The following is an 18,923-nucleotide window of genomic DNA, read 5'->3' on the forward strand; positions in this document are numbered from 1 at the left end:
TTCATTTACCTAACTTATGCCGCCTCTTTGAGCGGCCCGCCAGATAGCAGTGTCGGTACAACCTGCACCGCCCTGGCTGTCGATCGACCTTCTGAGTGGGCGATTGAGCTAATCCGGGCGATCGGCTTTTTGATAAAAAGCCATAACCTCTGGAATAATCTGATTCAGATTGCCAGCACCCAAAAACAGAGCCAAATCCCCCGGTTGCAGATTTTCGGTTAAAAACTTACTTACCGACTCCAGGGAAGGCCGAAACTCAACCTCTCGGCCTTCTTTAGCAATCAAATCAGCAACTTGCTGCCCGCTAATCTCTCCTAAATTCGTTTCCCCAGCACTATAAATATCGCAAGCCACAACCAAATCAGCATCCCCAAAAGATTGAGCAAATTCTGGCAAAAATGTCAGAGTCCGGCTGTAACGGTGGGGTTGAAAAATCGCAACCACTCTTCGGGATTTGGGATTTTTTTCGCTACCTTCGATGCGCAAGCGAGCCGCCGCCAAGGTGACACGAATTTCGCTAGGATGGTGGGCGTAGTCGTCCACAAACAGGATGTCATTGTGAAAACCCCGCACCTCAAAACGGCGGCGAGCTCCTTCAAAGCCAGCAATCGCTTTGGCAATCGCCGAAAACTCTAACCCCAACAATCGACCCACTGCTACCGCAGCTAGTGCATTGCTGAGATTGTGTGTGCCTAGCAACTTCAACTCCATTTCCCCTAGGAAAGCTCCTCGCTCCCAAATGTGGGCCTTGGTGCTTTCGGCTCCGTACTCCACGCCCGAAGCCGTGTAGTCAGCACCGCTGTCCGGCTGCAAGCTATAACTGACATGAGGCTGAAGGCAGTCTTTAACGATTTGGTCGTCAATGCAGCCCACCAAGGTTTGGCAGTTTTGGGCAAACACCTTAAATGTGTCTATTACCTGGTCGAGGGTATCGTAATGGTCTGGATGATCCAGTTCCACATTCGTCACTATGCCAATTTTGGCTACCAGCTTGACGAGAGAACCGTCGGATTCATCAGCCTCGGCAACTAAGTAGGGGCCTGCACCCAAACGGGCATTGCCTTCCCAAGCATTTACCTCGCCTCCTACCACGATCGTCGGGTCTAGACCCGCCGCCATCAGCATGAAGCCGATTAAGCTGCTAGTAGTAGTTTTGCCGTGAGTCCCCGCTACGGCTATGCTTTGGTAATCTTGAATTAACGCTGCCAACACATCTGAGCGATGAAAAATCGGACAGCCCAAATCTAAAGCAGCTCGATATTCGGCATTTGCCGGGTGAATTGCCGTCGAACAGACTACTTGAGGTAATCCCGGAATTGCTTGGGCGCTTGAACCGTTGCCGTTGAATTGGAGAGCTTCGGCTGTCGCGACAGAAGCCCCTACCGTACCAGCGACTGCCGAGGATACGGCCCTTTCCTGTGACCCGCGGTCGGGACTGCTACCGTTAAGGGTCGTTTGAAATAATTCAAAATTGCTGGCGTCTTGACTCCAAAAAATATGAGCTCCCATTCCTTGCAAGCGCTCGGTTATGTGACTCGATTTAATGTCGGAGCCGTACACAGGCAACTTGCGTTTAGCTAGAATGTAGGCAAGGGCTGACATCCCAATCCCGCCAATGCCGATAAAATGAAATGGTCTACCGCTGAAATCAACAGAACTCGGCATCTTTGCTCCTCACACACCACACCACGCCAATAACACGCGATATCATATCAAGAATTGTTTTTTCAGGATACAGTTCGCTAGAGATTTTGTACAAAATTCTCTGCGCGTCCCTTGATTTGCGGGACTTGTAGAGATATTTGTCTTGTATCCTATATGACTTACTACCGAGTAGTTTTCCGGAACAGTCACAGCTCGAAAATTGCAGAGAACAGAAAACGGGGTCTGGGGTCTGGATCGATAGACTAATTTTGGGTAGTTGCATACTCCTGCATTCTTTCTATTTCTATCCGCCTGCTGTGCTGGGATACGGCAGCAAGAGCCCCACAACTTTTTTACCAAGATTGAGGGAAAACCCATAAGGATTTACAAACACTACCACGTATGACAAAATTTCGCTCATTTTATAGTCATAAATCTACTTTTACGGTCATTTTCTCCTGAAAGTCAGAGATTGACACGATCGCAGCTATAGTATATATTTTTACTTGATTGTATGTATACAAGTTATGCAGTTACTCGAAATAGTCGAAAAGCCATTAATCAAACCAATGATTGGGTTTGATCGAGAAGCCGATGGAGGCTCTTGGCAGTCCTTAAAATTTTTACCAATCCGCTAAGTATATCTACTGTCAAAACTTTTTCGCCCGCCAACAAACTAATGCTCGGGCGGTCGATAGCCCACTCTAAACAAGTTGGCATTAATATTGGTAAGGTTAATCATCTAGTCCGAGAAGCACTCCGACGCTGGGAAACCGGTTTTTTAACTCTGATTGAAGGTTTGAAGAACTAAGGGGGTTAACAAAATCGGTTTTAGCGTCTAGGACGAGTCCAGGACGATCGCCAAAACTCCGGTTCTGCAGGGGTTGGTCTCCGATGTGAAGCGAGGGTTTTGTAATAAACGAGCTTATGTTTAAAAGCGTACAAACATAAAATTTGCGCGATGTCTGTATTAATCCTGATTTTTGGGAAATATGGGGAAAATAGCGATTTTGGGGGGGACTTTTGACCCGGTTCACTGGGGCCACGTGTTGGTTGCCGAGACGGCTGCAAGTCAATTTGGTCTAGATCGAGTCATTTGGGTACCCGATCGCTCTCCTCCTCACAAGTGGCGCCCGGATTTGGCAAGTTTTGAGCGACGGCGGGAAATGCTCGCTCTCGCGATCGGCGATCGCCCTGACTTCCTACTTTCGCCGCCGGAGGCAAATGCCTCCGAAAGTTCTTTTGCGATTGACACCCTGCTGTATTTGCAAAAATTGTATCCAGGCGATCGCTGGTACTGGATTATTGGTAGCGACGCACTCCTTACTCTCCCCAAATGGCACCGGTGCGGCGAAATTGGCGGGTTGTGCGACTGGTTGGTGGCCCCGCGTCCGAGTCAGGGAGATTGGAAAACAGGAGAAAGCGGGGAGATTGGGGGAGTGTCCGAGTGGGGAGATTGTCCGAGTGGAAAACCGCTCGATTCCGGGGGGGACAGGATGCTGGTTCAGGCAAATGCTGTTGGTCGGCGAGTTGCCGAACAAATGGCTCTTTTGGACGTGGATATTCGCTGGGAGGTGCTGTCCATGCCTGCGATCGAGATTTCGTCGAGCCAAATCCGCCGTTGCTGCGCCGAAAGTCGCGACCTCCGCTACTTAGTCCCGGAAGTTGTCCGGGCTTATATTGCGGCCCATCAGCTTTACCAGTAACCAGCGGCCGAATGCCGAATGCCGAATGCCTTCTGGCTTGCGATTTCGGCCTTCTAAAAAAGTTCCAGCTTTTTTGATAAACACAAAAAGTTAGAAAGGATCGACCTTTGCGATATGATCTTGTCTCATAAGTCAATTCTTAAATTTTTCCAAAATTTAAGCCTGAGCAAGGGGCTGCCATCATTAGGAGGTACAAGGTGATTAGAGTCGCGATCAATGGTTTTGGACGTATCGGCCGCAGTTTTGCACGCTGCTGGTTGGGCAGAAAAGATAGCCAGCTAGAACTGGTAGCTATTAATGACACTTCCGATCCGAAAACTAATGCCCACTTGCTGAGATACGATTCCATGATGGGAACGTTGAAGGATGTGGACATCAGTACGGATGAAAATTCGATTATTCTCAACGGCAAGACAGTTAAATGCGTGAGCGATCGCAATCCGCTCAACCTGCCTTGGAAAGATTGGGGTATTGATCTGATTATTGAAGCAACCGGCGTCTTCGTTGACCAGGCTGGTGCATCGAAGCATATCACGGCCGGTGCTAAAAAGGTGCTGATTACAGCTCCCGGTAAGGGGCCTGAGGTCGGTACTTACGTGATGGGAGTCAACCACCACAACTACAAGCACAGTGACTACACTGTCATCAGCAATGCTAGCTGTACCACTAACTGTCTAGCTCCCGTGCTGAAGGTGCTTCACGAAAATTTTGGCATCGTCAAAGGCATGATGACCACTACCCACAGCTATACTGGCGACCAGCGCTTGCTGGATGCCAGCCACCGGGATTTGCGGCGGGCCCGGGCTGCTGCGATGAATATTGTGCCGACTTCTACCGGAGCGGCCCAAGCTGTGGCTTTGGTGATTCCAGAATTAAAGGGTAAGTTAAATGGCATCGCCATGCGCGTGCCGACTCCTAATGTGTCGGTAGTTGATTTTGTGGCTCAGGTAGAGAAAAAGACTTTTACCGAGCAGGTAAATCAAGTTTTCAAAGAAGCAGCCGAAGGCCCCATGAAAGGGATTTTGGAGTACAACGATTTGCCTCTTGTTTCTTGCGATTATCGCGGAAACGATGCTTCTTCGATCCTGGATGCCAGCTTGACGCTAGTTATGGATGGCGACATGGTGAAGCTGTTGTCTTGGTACGACAATGAGTGGGGCTACAGTCAGCGGGTGGTTGACTTGGCTGAATTAGTCGCCCAAAGGTGGGAAGCCTAGTACCCGAAGGCAGAAGGCATTAGTCATTCGGCAAAAGGTAAAAAATGCTGATATTTTTTACTTTTGAGTCGATTTCTAGCTGAGTTATTATTTCTGTTTGCGAACGGTAAAGACTTTTGGCAGTCGATAGTTGGCGAGTACAAAATGAAATATCGTAGGGAGATGGCAGTGCCGTGTCCCTACGATATCCTTATGCTGCTACTCCCAGCTATCGATCGAACTTTTTGCAATAATACTTCGATCGGGCTTTCGGGTCTGCTTGATGATAAATTTGTTGTTTGTTGGTAGTAACCGCTTAAACTTGCTCTGGTAAATCCTGGGAAAATCCCAAATATTAAAAAAATAAAAATTCCGACTATAAAAGTTAAAAACCTGAAAAAATAGCAACAGCTACGGTACAGTGTTGAAAACAAAATGTGATATGAAAAAAGCGTTAATTAGCGGTATATCAGGTCAGGACGGAGCTTATTTAGCTAAACTGTTGCTCGATCGAGGTTATGAAGTTTGCGGCACCTCCAGGGATGCCCAAATGTCTAGTTTCGGAAACCTGGCCCGTTTGGGCATCCGAGACAGAGTAAAACTAGAATCCATGTCTCTCAACGATTTTCGCAGCGTGTTGCAAGTGCTTGCCAAAATAGAGCCAGATGAGGTGTACAATCTAGCAGGTCAAAGTTCCGTCGGCCTGTCTTTTGAACAACCCGTAGAAACCCTCGAAAGCATTGCCACAGGCACATTGAATCTGTTAGAAGCAATTCGGTTTACAGGGGGGAAAATCAAACTTTACAACGCCAGTTCTAGCGAATGTTTTGGGGATACCCGAGGCAATCCAGCCGATGAAAATACGCCTTTTCGCCCCAGAAGTCCTTACGCGGTGGCGAAAGCAACGGCATTTTGGGAAGTAGCGAATTATCGAGAAGCGTACAATTTGTTTGCGTGTTCTGGTATTTTGTTCAATCACGAGTCGTCGCTGCGGCCGGAGAGGTTTGTTACCCAAAAGATTGTATCTGTTGTGTGCCGAATTGCGGCAGGTAGTTCCGAAAAACTGCATTTGGGAAATATTTCAGTGCAGCGAGACTGGGGTTGGGCTCCCGAATATGTAGAAGCAATGTATTTGATGTTGCAGCAGGAAGAACCGGACGATTATGTAATTGCCACGGGTGTAAGCTATCCTTTGGAGGAGTTTGTGCAGACAGCGTTTGTTTCTGCGGGTTTGGATTGGCAGGAACATTTAGTAACCGATGCGAGTCTTTACAGACCGACGGAGATTGCTGTTGGGAGGGGAAATCCGGGTAAGGCAAAAGAAAAATTGGGCTGGGAGGCAAAATATAAAATGCCTGATGTGGTGCGGATGATGGTAGAGGCGAGGATGGGTAAGGTTTGAGAATTTTTCAGAAAAGATAGCTCTTTGTTTGCAATAAATACCTGTTGTGAATTATCAGCGTTTGTGTACCCTTTTCAAGATGTGAAACAATGCAAGTAGTTATATTAGCCGGCGGTTTGGGGACACGTCTCCGAGAAGAAACAGAATTTCGTCCCAAGCCCTTAGTTGATGTGGGCGGGCGTCCGATTCTCTGGCACATTATGAAGACCTATGCCCACTACGGATTCCTGGATTTTATTGTGTGTTTGGGATATCGCGGCAACATGATTAAGGAGTATTTCCTGAATTATGAAGCTATGAATAATGATTTTACTATTTGCTTGGGTCGGCAAAATCAGATTACCTATCACGAAGAACACCATAAGCAAGATTTTAAGGTGACACTGGCGGAAATAGGGCCAAGACACCATGACTGGGGGGGTGAAACTTGTGGAGAAATAAATTACTGACGATCCTGAGTGGAACAGAGAGCATGGTACTGCGGCGGCTGAGTTTGCCGAGCGACATTCTGATTTTGTGATCGAGCAACCAGCATGGTATTTTAATGAAAGTGAGTTAAGTGAAAACCTTGTTTACTGGCCTGGATCGTGATTGCGGCGACTGTCAGCAGGAATGCCGGGGAAAACTGTAAAATTAGATTTGCGGGAACCAATGGTGATCGCTTTCAATCCTTATAAGCTGATGGAAATGAGCTTTAGTGAAGGCAATAAAGCTCCAGAAAAGCAAAATACACACAGATATTTCAGAGAACAAGCTAGAGCTTTAACCATCTTTCAGATGTACGTATTTCCCAATTTTAGATAAGGAGTAATGAGAATGGGTTTAATCAGAGGAGGAGTGCCAACCGAGCTAGCAATAGCCTTGAAAGAGGCATACAATTTGCAAGGTTTTATTGAAACAGGCACTAACTGCGGTGCAACGGCATTGTGGGCTGCACAGTATTTTCCAAAAGTTATAACAATTGAAGCAGCTAAAGAAATATATGAGGCCGTAGTAAACAACTACGGTCACTTAAAAAATATAGACTTCGTATTGGGAAACTCAAAAGAGCAGCTTGCAGCAATTGTACCCACACTCAAGGAACCTTGTATTTTTTGGCTAGACGCCCACTGGAGCGGGGGAATAACATATGGAGAATCTGAGGAGTGTCCGCTGCTAGAAGAGTTGCAAATTATCAACGATTCTGAATGCGATCACTTTATCCTGATAGATGATGCCCGCCTTTTTTTATCTCCACCCCCGAGTCCTCACCGTATAGAGGAGTGGCCGACTATTGATGCTGTTACCAGTTTGTTGAATTCTGGAAGAAGTCGGTATACCGTTATAGTTGAAGATGTAATAGTTTCTGTTCCCGAAGGAGCCAAATTACTCGTGGCTCAGTATAGTCAGGAAGTTAGCACAAAGGCATGGGAAAATCAAGTGCACTCGCTCCAACAGCCAGCACATGCATTGCCTGAAAAACCGGCAAAACCTAGAGCCGGAGCCAAGACAACCTTGCACAGCGGCGAATTGCTGTGTATCGAAAGATTCATCTCATCCGGGCAAGTAGTTTTTGATGTAGGTGCCAATGTTGGCAGTTGGACGGAGGAAGTATTTAATCAATTTCCTAAAACAGAGATCCACCTATTTGAACCAGTTCCTAAAATTTACAAAATTCTTTTACAAAATTTAGCAGAAGGAATTTGTAATAGTCAAATTATTGCCAATAACTATGCGCTAGGGAAACAAGAAGAATCAAATCAGTTTGCTTATTACCAGGAGTCTCCGGAATGGAGTACATTTTACCGGAGGTTGCAGGCGGAAAAGGAATATGATATTAAGCAACCTCAAATTCTAAATGTTTTGACAACTACTATAGATAATTACTGTCAAAGACAAGAAATTAGCCACATTAATTTTTTAAAGATAGATGTGGAAGGTGGCGAATTAGATGTACTAGAGGGAACCCAAAATTTATTAAGTAAGGGAAAAATTGATTACATTCAATTTGAATACGGTGGCACTTACATAGACTCGAAAAAAACTCTAAAACAAGTTTTTGAATATTTTCAAAATTTGCGGTATGGAATATTTAAGATTCAACCAGATGGATTAGAGTATTGCCATAATTTTCAGCCAGATTATGAAAATTATCAGTGGAGCATTTTCTTAGCAGTAAACGAACGTTTTCGATCGACAGTTTTGGGTGAAGCACCCCAAATGCTGGATTTACAGCAACTTTGTACGCAGCATTCCATCGTTCCGCGAGGTGTTGTTCACGTTGGAGCCCACGAAGGTCATGAAACAGGATTGTACCAAGCAATGGGCGTGCAAAAGGTATTGTATATCGAAGCTAATCCAGAAGTGTTTGAAAGATTGCAGATAAAAATAGCAGAATTCCCCAACGTGCAAGCAGTTAATTGTGCTGTGAGCGATCGAAATGGCACGGTGAACTTGCACGTCACTTCAATGGATCAAAGCAGTTCGATTTTGCCGTTAAAGCTTCATGCAGAGATTTATCCCACCATTCAGGAAACTCACCAAGTAACAGTAGAATCAAAAACTCTAGATACCCTGCTGCAAGAACTGGAATTGGAAGCGGCGGATTTTAATATCATCAACATAGATATCCAAGGTGCAGAACTTTTGGCTTTGCAAGGAGCGACTAATTTACTAAAATATGTAGAAGCAATTAACACAGAAGTAAATTACGAAGAACTGTACGAAGGCTGCGCCTTGATTGACCAAATTGACGAATTTTTGGAGAATTACGGTTTCGATCGTGCTGCAACAACAACCCCGCTTCACCCGTCTTGGGGGGATGCGTTTTATGTCAAAAAGCCAGCCGTTACTATGTCGGAACTGGACATCAATCGATTTGGAAACCAGATATTTGAGTACGCTTTTTTAAGAATCTATGCCAAACAGCATAATCTCCGGTGCGAGACACCTGCTTGGATCGGACAATATCTATTTGGTCATCAAGACCAGCCGCTTTCTCAGAAATTACCTCAAATTCAAGAAGTTAGGCAACAAGATGGAACATTTTCTGTTTGGTTTGCAGAAGCTATCATCCCCAAGTCGCCAACAATTTACAAAAATGTAGACTTTTCGGGTTACTGCCAGTACCACACAAAATATTACGCTCCCTACAAAGATTACGTGCGCTCGTTATTTAAACCAGCGACAGAAGTTGAAACAAAAATGCAAGCTGCGATCGCTTGCCTGCGTTCTCTAGGCAAAACAGTTGTAGGTCTGCACCTTCGCCGCGGGGACTACAGCCACTTTAATACAGTACCTTTCTTACCAGCACCTAGCGAATGGTATAAAGAGTGGCTCAGGGGTCTCTGGGAAAGGCTGGACGAACCTGTACTATTCATTGCTAGCGACGAAATTGGAAAAGTTATCGGAGATTTTGCAGAATACAACCCAGTAACAGCACTAGATTTAGGTGCTAATGTGTCGGAAGCAGACTTTTATTCAGATTTTTACATATTGAGCCAGTGCGATGTTGTCGCTATATCAAATAGCAGTTTTTCGTTTGCAGCGTGTATGCTTAACGAAACAGGCAAGTTCTTCTTTCGTCCGGACTGGTCAACAGAGAAACTAATCCCCTTCGATCCTTGGAATAGCGAGCCTCTTTTGTGGGAGAACCCGAAGAAAAAATTAAACAGCGATTCAATACCAGAAGAATTTAAACTAAACGACGTACAATTTCTGCTAACCAATTATCACCTCAGCGATGAAGAGTTTTTGCAAGCAGCTTACCGTAAATATTTGCTCCGCTATCCAGATGAAGCAGGCAAACAGTGGTATATCAAGCTCCTCGCGGACAAGAGCATTACGCGCAGAACAATTCTCGCCGGAATGCAACAATCAGTAGAATTTAAGTGGGTGTGGGAACCGATCGCCTCAGCTTCTGAAGAGGAAACTTACTGGCATGTGGGAGCTCAATGGGCAAAACAAGCCCAATGGGATAAGGCGATCGCCGCCTATCACCAGGCAATTCGGTCAAAATCAGACCTCGTGCTAGCCTACAGTCGTTGGGCCGACAATCTAGCCACCCAGAACCAACCCGATGCACAGGTGGCTCTGAGAGCGAAATTTTTCAAAGCCTTACTAAATCAACCCGACTCAGCGGAATTGTACGCTTGTTTAGGGAAACTCCTAGCAGCAAGGGGCAAGGCAGGTGAGGCCATACAGGCATACCAAAAGTCGCTCTTAATTCAATCTGACTCCCCCGACGCAGCTCAAATTTACTTCGATTTAGGGAAAGCGCAAGCACAGCAAAATCAACTTGATGAGGCAATTACCTCATACCATAAAGCTATTCAGCAGCACCCTGAATGGGCGGAAATTTACTTCTATATCGGGCAAGCACTAGCACAGCAAAACAAACTTGATGAGGCAATTACCTCCTATCAAAAAGTCATTCAGCAGCATCCTGAATGGGCGGAAGTTTACTTGTATATAGGACAGGCAAAGTCACACCAGAAAAATTTTGACGAAGCAATTAAATTTTACCAAAAATCTATCCAAATAGATCCAGAATATGTTGAGGCTTATCTGCTATTGGGAGGCTTACTTCATGCACAATCTAAGTTCGATGAAGCTATTTCGTGTTTCCAAGACCTAATCGATTTAGAACATCACAGGTTTGGTTCGATCGCCCACACTTATATAGGCAGTATTCTCCAACAGCAAGGCAAACAGGAAGAAGCTAACTTGTATTTTCAAAAAGCACAGCCTGTTGCACTTCCGCAAGGGTGTGATGGCACTGTGCGGGAGTGGGTACTTGCATCTCCATTAAAGCAAACTAACTACATAGAACTCCACTCTCCCCATCACTTCTCGCTCTCAGCACCGCCGCAAACAATAGATAGAGCTTTCTATCCGATATTGAATAGTAGTTGGTGGAGTCAATTTGAGTCGCCCGCCACATTTGTAGTCACAATACCAGAGGGTCGGTATTGCGAGTACGGCTATAACACTAAAACTGCTGTTATCACCTCAGATAATCAGTTATTGCTAGATGTTTCTACCTGTCCTGGCATCCCCATAGATCGACATCCTATTTTCTCAGCAACCAATTTACCACTTGTTGAGCATATTAATGGTACTGTAGCTGTCTTATCTGTAGATACTGGACTCATTTATTACCATTGGATGTTAGATTTACTTCCGAGGATAGGATTGTTACAACTAAGTGGAATTGAGCTGGGCAGTATTGACAAGTTTTTAATTAATGGTTACCGATCACCTTTTCAAAAAGAAACCCTTGAGGTGTTGGGTATTCGCGCCAATCAAATCATAGAGACCAAGAATCATGCCCATATAAAAGCTAATAAATTAGTTGTTCCCTCTTATCCCGGTTTTCAGTGTTTCCCAACCAAATGGGCGTGCGATTTCCTCAGAAGCAATTTTCTTCCCCTAGCATTACCATCAAAATCAAGCCAGCTAAAGCGTATATATATCAGTCGGAATGCAGGAACAGAACGGAGAACAATTAATGAAGATGAAGTGTTAAATCTTTTGAATGAGCTGGGTTTTACAAGAATCTTCGCAGAGTCAATATCCTTTGCTGAACAAGTCTCATTGATGGCTCAGGCTGAGGTTGTAGTCCTGATGCACGGTTCAGCAGTCAGCAACCTTGTTTTTTGCCAGCCGGGAACTAAAGTTATCGAAATTTTCTCGCCCCACCAGGTCGTTCAAATTGGCGAACTGATTAGCCATTACCAGAGACTTGACTACTACTATTTGATAGGTTCCGGAATTCCATGTCCTCAGTTGCGTCAACTCGTTTACTACAAAGATGGTTATGAAGATACACTTGTTAACATTGATTCCCTGAAAAATCTGCTAGAGCAGGCTGGAGTCGCTTAGATGTAAAGAAACAGAGTTTAACTTTATGATGGAGTCCAACACCCCAACAACATCAAAAAGACAGCCAATCGCCTCCTCCAGATTCCCTGACTCTAGAAGTCGATCGCCCTGGTCCAAATAATCAATCAACGGCAGTTTTTTTGGCTTCCCTCTTGAGTTACTGTTAATCGTGCTAAGCTGATGAGCCAGTTCAGATTACACTAAGTTGTGTACATTTGACAAGATGTAACCTTAATGACCTGACCTTAGTGTAAACTGTGGTGGAATCCCGGACTATTGAGAGGCGATGTACTTGATGTTGCAGCACGAACAGCCTGATGGCTGGGTAAGTGTAACAGGTGAAAGTCATCATGCGTTGTCAGAACTTCTGGCGATCGTGCTTGATGCCAGATTAAACCGGCAGGAACATATAGCGATCGACGCCAGTCTTAATAGACTAACGGAAATTGCTGTAATATGAGCTGCGCTTGGGGATCATTTATGCGAAAATTGGGTTGACTTGCAGATTAGCCGAATGGACTCGGTATCAGTATCAATTGCGTCAATTCACACAAGTCTTAAAACCGAGTAAAATTAATCGATAAAAAACAGGAGAAGCCACAATGCAAGAATGGAAAAGAAAGTTTTTTTTTAATAAAAAAGAGTTTTATTACAATAGGATAAAATTCAACAATCCTACCGAAAGAGCTGTAGAGATACCTATTGCTTTTAACTTTCTTGCCGCCCTCAACAAACCAGCCAGCATACTTGAAGTTGGGAATGTACTATCTCATTATGAAAATCATTTGAGTGAAACGCTTGGTATAACATCAAGACGAATTGTCGATAAATTTGAAGTAGAAGTAGGGGTAGATAATGAAGACTTAATGGATCTGCCGTCTGACAAGAAGTACGACGCGATTGTCTCACTTTCTACAGTCGAACACATTGGTCAAAAAGGAGATCCTTCTGGTGGATATGGAGAGCAGGAAGAAAACCGCGATCGTGAAGGTCCCTTAAAAGCAATTGCTAAGATATACGATTTACTGGCTCCTGATGGCAAAGCTTTGATTACCGTTCCTTTTGGAAAACTTATAGATGGGGAATGGTATATTCAGTTTAGTAAAGAGTATTTGTATCTCTTAGCTAAAAAATATGGAATTCCTAAAGAGGCTGTCTCAGTTAATTGCTTAAAGCTAATAGACAGAGAAACAACTGACCGTAGTTTTAACGTGCTTTGGGAAGAGTTAGATGCTCTTGAACTTAGTTATGTGGAATACGGCTCGCCTTTTTCTCAAGCAAATGCGATCGCCGTTATCGAGCTTTCCAAGCTTTCAAGTGACTTTCACTTGGAATTAAATGTCGAGCCGAGTCCTCTGTTATACAATATGCCCTATGAGACGCGGGCAGAATTCGAGCAAAACAAGGCTCTCTTACAACAAACTCAGAGTGAATTGGCAGAATTTCAGTTGCAATTGCAACTGACTCAGAGCGAATTGGAACAATCCCAAGCAATCCACCAGGAGACTCAGAGTGAATTAGAACAATCCCAGTTACAACTCCATCAGACTCAGAGTGAATTAGAACAATCCCAGTTACAACTCCATCAGACTCAGAGTGAATTAGAACAATCCCAGTTACAACTCCAGCATACTCAGAGTGAATTAGAACAATCCCAAGCAATCCAGCATCAGACTCAGAGTGAATTGGAACAATTCCAGTTACAACTCCATCAGACTCAGAGCGAATTGGAACAATCCCAAGCAATCCAGCAGCAGACTCAGAGTGAATTGGAACAATCCGAGTTACAACTCCATCAGACTCAGAGTGAATTAGAACAATCCCAGTTACAACTCCATCAGACTCAGAGTGAATTGGAACAATCCCAGTTACAACTCCATCAGACTCAGAGTGAATTGGAACAATCCCAAGCAATCCAGCAGCAGACTCAGAGTGAATTGGAACAATCCCAGTTACAACTGCAGCAGACTCAGAGCGAATTGGAACAATCCCAGTTACAACTGCATCAGGCTCAGAGTGAATTGGAAAGATTAAAGTTTTCGCCAGCTAGGGTTAGAGAAACTGAGGTCAAAAGTCAGATGCAGTACAAAGACTTATTGTGGGAGGGGTGGTACGCTTATTGCAAAGGTGATATGGAGGGGATGGCTAGCTTTCTTAAAAAATCCTTGAAGTGCACGCCTTTTTCAACAACAGAAACAGTTTTGAACTGGTTAGAAAATTTTGCTAGATTTTCGTCAGAAAAAGGAGAGATTCTCGATACCAATACCTTAGTTAACTCAGCAGAATGGAAAGAATTGATGCGTCGTAGCATTAATGGCAAAACTGCGCTAACCATCCATTAGTAAGAGATTGCAAGCAAGCTATGATGACAAATTCGGGTTTCAATATTGAGAAAACTATGATTAAGTATCAGCCATTGATTGTTAATGACGAGCCAAGCTTAACCAATCCTGTCTCGCAGATGGCCACCGAGGCCCAGTGTCGATCGGATGCCTTCTACTATTGGTGTGAGGAAACTCGTCTGCCGCACGAGCCAATATTTCATCGAAAACTGTGGGAGTACGCCTATATCCTCCAGTGTCTGTCAGAGACGGGGATGATGTCACCAGGCAGGCGCGGACTAGGTTTTGGTGTCGGCCAGGAACCGTTAGTAGCTGTAATGGCGGCGCGAGGCTGCGAAGTGGTGGCCACAGACCTAGATTCAGAGGAAGCCACTAAGCAGGGATGGGCAGGTACCGGTCAATATGCAGCCACGCTAGAGGCACTTAACGATCGCGGCATCTGCCCCCCCGAACGCTTTGCATCCAAGGTGAGTTACCGCGTGGCAGATATGAACAAGATAGATCCTGATTTGGTCGGCTTCGATTTTGTCTATTCGTCTTGCGCTTTCGAGCACGTCGGCTCGATCGAACTGGGGCTGCAATTCGTCAAAAACAGCCTTAAGTGTCTGCGTCCGGGCGGAATAGCAGTACATACCACCGAATTCAACGTTTTTTCTAATGACGCGACGATCGACCACCAACAGACTGTACTGTTTCGACGGCAGGACATCGACCGACTCGCAGCAGAGTTGATAAGCCAAGGACACGAAATAGTCCTCAACTACAACACTGGAAGCGGGCCGTTCGATCGTCACATAGACGTACCGCCTTGGTCGGGGATACACTTAAAGCTTCAGTTGGAACAATATGTCACAACATCCTTGGGGCTGCTCATTCAAAAGGCTTCATAGATTAAATCGTTTTTCAATCATATTCAGACATTTCTACTCAGCCAAAACCAAGACGAATGTTAAATCATCAACTAAATAATTCTTTGGGTGTAAATTTAACCGGTCATATAACCGGAGATTTTGGGCTAGCGGAAGCCGCTAGAGGAAATCTCAGAGCCCTAGAAGCAGCCAGAATTCCCTTTGCGGTTAAGGATCTGAAAATAGATTGGTTACCGAACTCCGATACCAGCTACAAAAAATTTTCCGACGACAATCCATATCCAATCAATATAATCCAAACCAACCCAAATTGGGTTGAGCAGATTTTAGCAGGATACTTTCCCGGCATTGGTTCTGAATATTTCAAAGGCAAATACAATATAGGTGTCTGGTTATGGGAATTGCCAGTATTTCCTAGTGAATGGCAGTGGGCATTTGATTTATTTGATGAAATTTGGACTACCAGTAATTTTTGTGCAGAAGCATTTTCCGCTGTCTCCCAAGTTCCTGTCCTCAAAATTCCTGTTAGCCTCGCTTTCCCGCAACCTCTATTAACAAGAGAAAACCTAAACTTACCCAAAGATAAGTTTATTTTTCTTTTCATGTTTGACTTTGGTAGTTCCTTTGAACGGAAAAATCCCTTTGCCACCGTTGAGGCATTTAAACGAGCTTTTGGTAAATCTAATCCAGATGTTTTACTCGTTCTCAAGTTTGCCAATGCTCATCTTTTTCCGCAACGGCGGCAGGAACTAATTGATTTAGCTGAGGGTTGGTCATCTCTTCAGTTTATAGACGGACATTTGAAAAAAGAAGAGATTCACGGCTTGGTTAATAGTTGTGACTGTTATGTGTCTCTGCATCGGGCTGAAGGATTCGGTTTAACAATGTCGGAAGCCATGTACTACGGCAAGCCCGTAATAGCCACCGCCTATTCATCTAATATGGAATTTATGAATGTTGGCAATAGTTTTCCGGTTAAATACGAACTGGTGACAACAACTGAAGATTATGGATCTTACCCCAAAGGCAGTGTCTGGGCGGAACCAGATATTGCTCATGCTGCGTCTCTCATGCAGTCTGTATTTGAGAATTATCAGGAAGCTCAGAAAATAGGAAAAATAGCAGCCAAGGAAATCAGGTCTTTATTAAATCCTCAAGCTGTAGGTATAAAAATAAAAAATCGCCTTGAATTTATCATCGCACATCTAAATCATACCCAGTTGTCAAATCGGTTCCATGAACTTCAGACAGAAAGAGATCTATTGGCTCGTCAAGCCCAAGCTTGGAGGCAGACAGCATTACAGGTACAGAAAGAGTTAGCAAAATACTCCTAATTTCAACGATAAGAGCCCTGAATTCTCAAGCATTTATTCTAGATATTTGTTAAGTAAAAGACGAACAATGTTAAATCCAACCCTAGATCCTAATTTCGGCATCAACTTTATAGGACACCTGAGTGGTGAATATGGTCTGGGAGAAGGTTCGAGGGCCACTCTCAGAGCGATCGAAGCTGCTGGCATTCCCTTTGCACTGAAAGATATTAAAGTAGATTGGCATCGAAATTTAGATAACAGCTACACAAGTTTTTCCGAGCAAAATCCCTATCCCATTAACCTAATTCACACTCTGCCAGAACCCGTTGTTTTCAACATGGTCGATCGCGAGTGCTTTAAAGGTCGATACAATATTGGCTTCTGGGCTTGGGAACTGCCGATATTTCCTCCAGGGTGGCTGTACGCTTTTTCTTTATTTGACGAGATATGGACTTATAGCAATTACTGTGCTGAAGCGATCGCGCCCGTATCCCCCGTCCCTGTGATTAAGATGATGTCCAGCCTTGAATTTCCCGAACCGTCATTTGAGAGAGAAGCATTAGGGTTACCCAAAGACAAATTTATTTTTTTGTTCATGTTTGACTTCCACAGTACAATAGGTCGCAAAAATCCCTTTGCTACTTTGGAGGCATTTAAGCGAGCTTTTGCTCAATCGAATGAAGATGTCTTACTGGTACTCAAGTTTTCTAATGGCAACTTTTTCCCCAAAGAGCGAGACCAACTCAAAGCGCAAGCTGAGGGCTGGCCAGTTCACTTTATAGATGGGCATTTAAAGAGAGAAGAACTTCATGCTTTAGTTGCCAATTGTGACTGCTATGTTTCCCTGCACCGGGCCGAAGGGTTTGGTTTGACAATGGCGGAAGCGATGTACTACGGCAAACCCGTAATTGCGACTGGCTACTCATCTAATATGGAATTTATGAATGTCGGCAATAGTTTTCCAGTAAAATATGACATAGTGACGCTGACAGAAGATTATGGGCCTTACTTTAAAGGTAATTACTGGGCAGATCCCCATATCGCTCATGCAGCATCATTAATGCAGTATGTTGTTGAAAATGCCCAGGAAGCACAACAAGTAGGAGCGAGAGCAGCTCAAGAAATCAAGTCTTTACTGAGTCCTCAACTTCAAGGCCTCAAAATCAAAAATCGGTTGGAAATCATTAGAAACAGAATGAACCAATCTACAAACTGGTCAACGCGAATCCATCAGATGCAGCAAGAGACGGCTTTGGCTCATTCTCAAATCCAAGTTTGGCGGCAGACAACACAGCAAGTTCAATCAGAGCTAGCGCAACACCACAGGCTTGCTAAGACTTAAAAAGTTTAATTTACTGTAGATATTTGTTATTAGGAGTTCAATCATGTTCAACAACACAAATTTTAAGTTTGGAGTTAATATTATCGGTCATGTGAGTGGCGAGTTTGGCTTGGGCGGGGGTGTGCGAGGGACGATCAGAGCGATAGAAGCAGCTAACATTCCTTTTACAATAAAGGATCTGAAAGAAGATTCGCAACGCAACTTAGATTCTACATACACCAATTTTTCCAGCGATCATTCTTATCCCATTAATATCGTCCATACCAACCCGCACGAGTCCTTGTTGAATTGTATCGAGCCTGAATGTTTTAATAATCGCTATAATATTGGTTTTTGGATTTGGGAACTTCCGGTATTTCCTGATTTTTTTATGGGAGCTTTTAATCGATTTGATGAGGTGTGGACTTACAGTAATTACACTGCTGAAACGATTTCCGATGTCTCGCCTCTTCCCGTTGTCAAATTACCACCTAGCATTTATTTACCGCCCAACGAGTTGGGGAGAGAATCTTTAGGATTACCTAAAGAAAAATTTATTTTTCTGTTCATGTTCGACATGGGTAGCGGTTTTGAGCGAAAAAATCCTTTGGCTACCATTGAGGCGTTTAAAAAAGCTTTTGGGAAGTCTAATGAAGATGTTTTACTGATTATTAAGTTTCGACCTCATCCTTATTATCAAAATCAGTACGATCAATTAAAAGCACTGGCAGAAGACTGGCCATCTATTCAACTGATCGAAGGGCATTTGAGCAAGGAAGAGGTTCATGCCTTAGTAGATAATTGTAACTGCTATGTATCGCTGCATCGGGCTGAGGGTTTTGGCTTGACTATGGCAGAAGCTATGTATTACGGCAAGCCAGTCATAGCTACCGCTTATTCCTCGAATACCGATTTTATGAATGTCGGCAATAGTTTTTTGGTGAAATACGATTTAGTTGCAACTACTGAAGCTTACGGACTTTATCCAAAAGGTAGTATCTGGGCCCAGCCGGATATCGATCGTGCAGCGGAGCTCATGCAGTATATTTTTGAAAATTATCCGCAAGCACAGCAAGTAGGAGCGAGAGCAGCTAAGGAGATTCGCTCTTTATTCAGTCCTGAGGTTATCGGTCAAAAAATTAGACATCGCCTTGAATATATTACCAGGACAATAGAACAGAAAAGCTGGTATGAATCCCAAGCTCAAGCTTGGAAACAAGCGGCTTTGCAAGCTCAAAGAGAATTAGAGCGCTCAAGGTTTTAACTGC

The 18,923-nt window shown here is 44.2% G+C and carries 12 protein-coding genes and 1 pseudogene; 12 read left to right on the forward strand and 1 reads right to left on the reverse strand.

Going from position 1 to position 18,923, the window contains the following annotated elements:
* Nucleotides 1-108: 108 nt before the first annotated feature.
* Entirely contained in the window at nucleotides 109-1,665 is a 1,557-nt protein-coding gene (murC, locus tag E5S67_RS04125) for a UDP-N-acetylmuramate--L-alanine ligase (protein ID WP_172185779.1), read from the reverse strand.
* Nucleotides 1,666-2,636: 971 nt separating this feature from the next.
* On the opposite strand from murC, the gene nadD reads away from it, so the two are divergent.
* From nadD to E5S67_RS04185, 12 genes and pseudogenes are all read left to right on the forward strand, one after another.
* Complete coding sequence (gene nadD / locus E5S67_RS04130) at nucleotides 2,637-3,350, forward strand: nicotinate (nicotinamide) nucleotide adenylyltransferase (protein WP_172185781.1); 714 nt, start codon at nucleotides 2,637-2,639, stop codon at nucleotides 3,348-3,350.
* A 197-nt stretch (nucleotides 3,351-3,547) separates the two neighbouring features.
* Complete coding sequence (locus E5S67_RS04135) at nucleotides 3,548-4,567, forward strand: type I glyceraldehyde-3-phosphate dehydrogenase (protein ID WP_172185783.1); 1,020 nt, start codon at nucleotides 3,548-3,550, stop codon at nucleotides 4,565-4,567.
* A 421-nt stretch (nucleotides 4,568-4,988) separates the two neighbouring features.
* Nucleotides 4,989-5,948, forward strand: coding sequence for a GDP-mannose 4,6-dehydratase (locus E5S67_RS04140; protein ID WP_172185785.1), 960 nt, complete (start codon nucleotides 4,989-4,991; stop codon nucleotides 5,946-5,948).
* A gap of 89 nt (nucleotides 5,949-6,037) precedes the next feature.
* Nucleotides 6,038-6,386: pseudogene (locus E5S67_RS04145) on the forward strand (sugar phosphate nucleotidyltransferase); the annotation flags it as partial.
* Nucleotides 6,387-6,560: 174 nt separating this feature from the next.
* Nucleotides 6,561-6,752: a hypothetical protein gene (locus E5S67_RS04150; RefSeq protein ID WP_172185787.1), complete on the forward strand. Its 192-nt coding sequence runs from the start codon at nucleotides 6,561-6,563 to the stop codon at nucleotides 6,750-6,752.
* A 12-nt stretch (nucleotides 6,753-6,764) separates the two neighbouring features.
* On the forward strand, nucleotides 6,765-11,810 hold the full coding sequence (locus tag E5S67_RS04155) for an FkbM family methyltransferase (protein ID WP_172185789.1): 5,046 nt from the start codon (nucleotides 6,765-6,767) through the stop codon (nucleotides 11,808-11,810).
* Nucleotides 11,811-12,096: 286 nt separating this feature from the next.
* Entirely contained in the window at nucleotides 12,097-12,270 is a 174-nt protein-coding gene (locus tag E5S67_RS04160; RefSeq protein WP_216670187.1) for a hypothetical protein, read from the forward strand.
* A 142-nt stretch (nucleotides 12,271-12,412) separates the two neighbouring features.
* Nucleotides 12,413-14,152, forward strand: coding sequence for a hypothetical protein (locus tag E5S67_RS04165; RefSeq protein ID WP_172185793.1), 1,740 nt, complete (start codon nucleotides 12,413-12,415; stop codon nucleotides 14,150-14,152).
* 56 nt (nucleotides 14,153-14,208) lie between these two features.
* Nucleotides 14,209-15,042, forward strand: coding sequence for a class I SAM-dependent methyltransferase (locus tag E5S67_RS04170; RefSeq protein ID WP_172185795.1), 834 nt, complete (start codon nucleotides 14,209-14,211; stop codon nucleotides 15,040-15,042).
* A 56-nt stretch (nucleotides 15,043-15,098) separates the two neighbouring features.
* The gene (locus E5S67_RS04175) at nucleotides 15,099-16,355 is read left to right on the forward strand and encodes a glycosyltransferase family 4 protein (RefSeq protein WP_172185797.1); all 1,257 of its coding nucleotides are present in this window, start codon (nucleotides 15,099-15,101) and stop codon (nucleotides 16,353-16,355) included.
* A 67-nt stretch (nucleotides 16,356-16,422) separates the two neighbouring features.
* Complete coding sequence (locus E5S67_RS04180) at nucleotides 16,423-17,676, forward strand: glycosyltransferase (protein WP_172185799.1); 1,254 nt, start codon at nucleotides 16,423-16,425, stop codon at nucleotides 17,674-17,676.
* Between the two features lie 43 nt (nucleotides 17,677-17,719).
* The gene (locus E5S67_RS04185) at nucleotides 17,720-18,919 is read left to right on the forward strand and encodes a glycosyltransferase family 4 protein (protein ID WP_172185801.1); all 1,200 of its coding nucleotides are present in this window, start codon (nucleotides 17,720-17,722) and stop codon (nucleotides 18,917-18,919) included.
* Nucleotides 18,920-18,923 lie beyond the last annotated feature (4 nt).

Origin of the sequence: Microcoleus asticus IPMA8 (assembly GCF_013179805.1) — a bacterium.
Lineage (GTDB): Bacteria > Cyanobacteriota > Cyanobacteriia > Cyanobacteriales > Microcoleaceae > Microcoleus > Microcoleus asticus.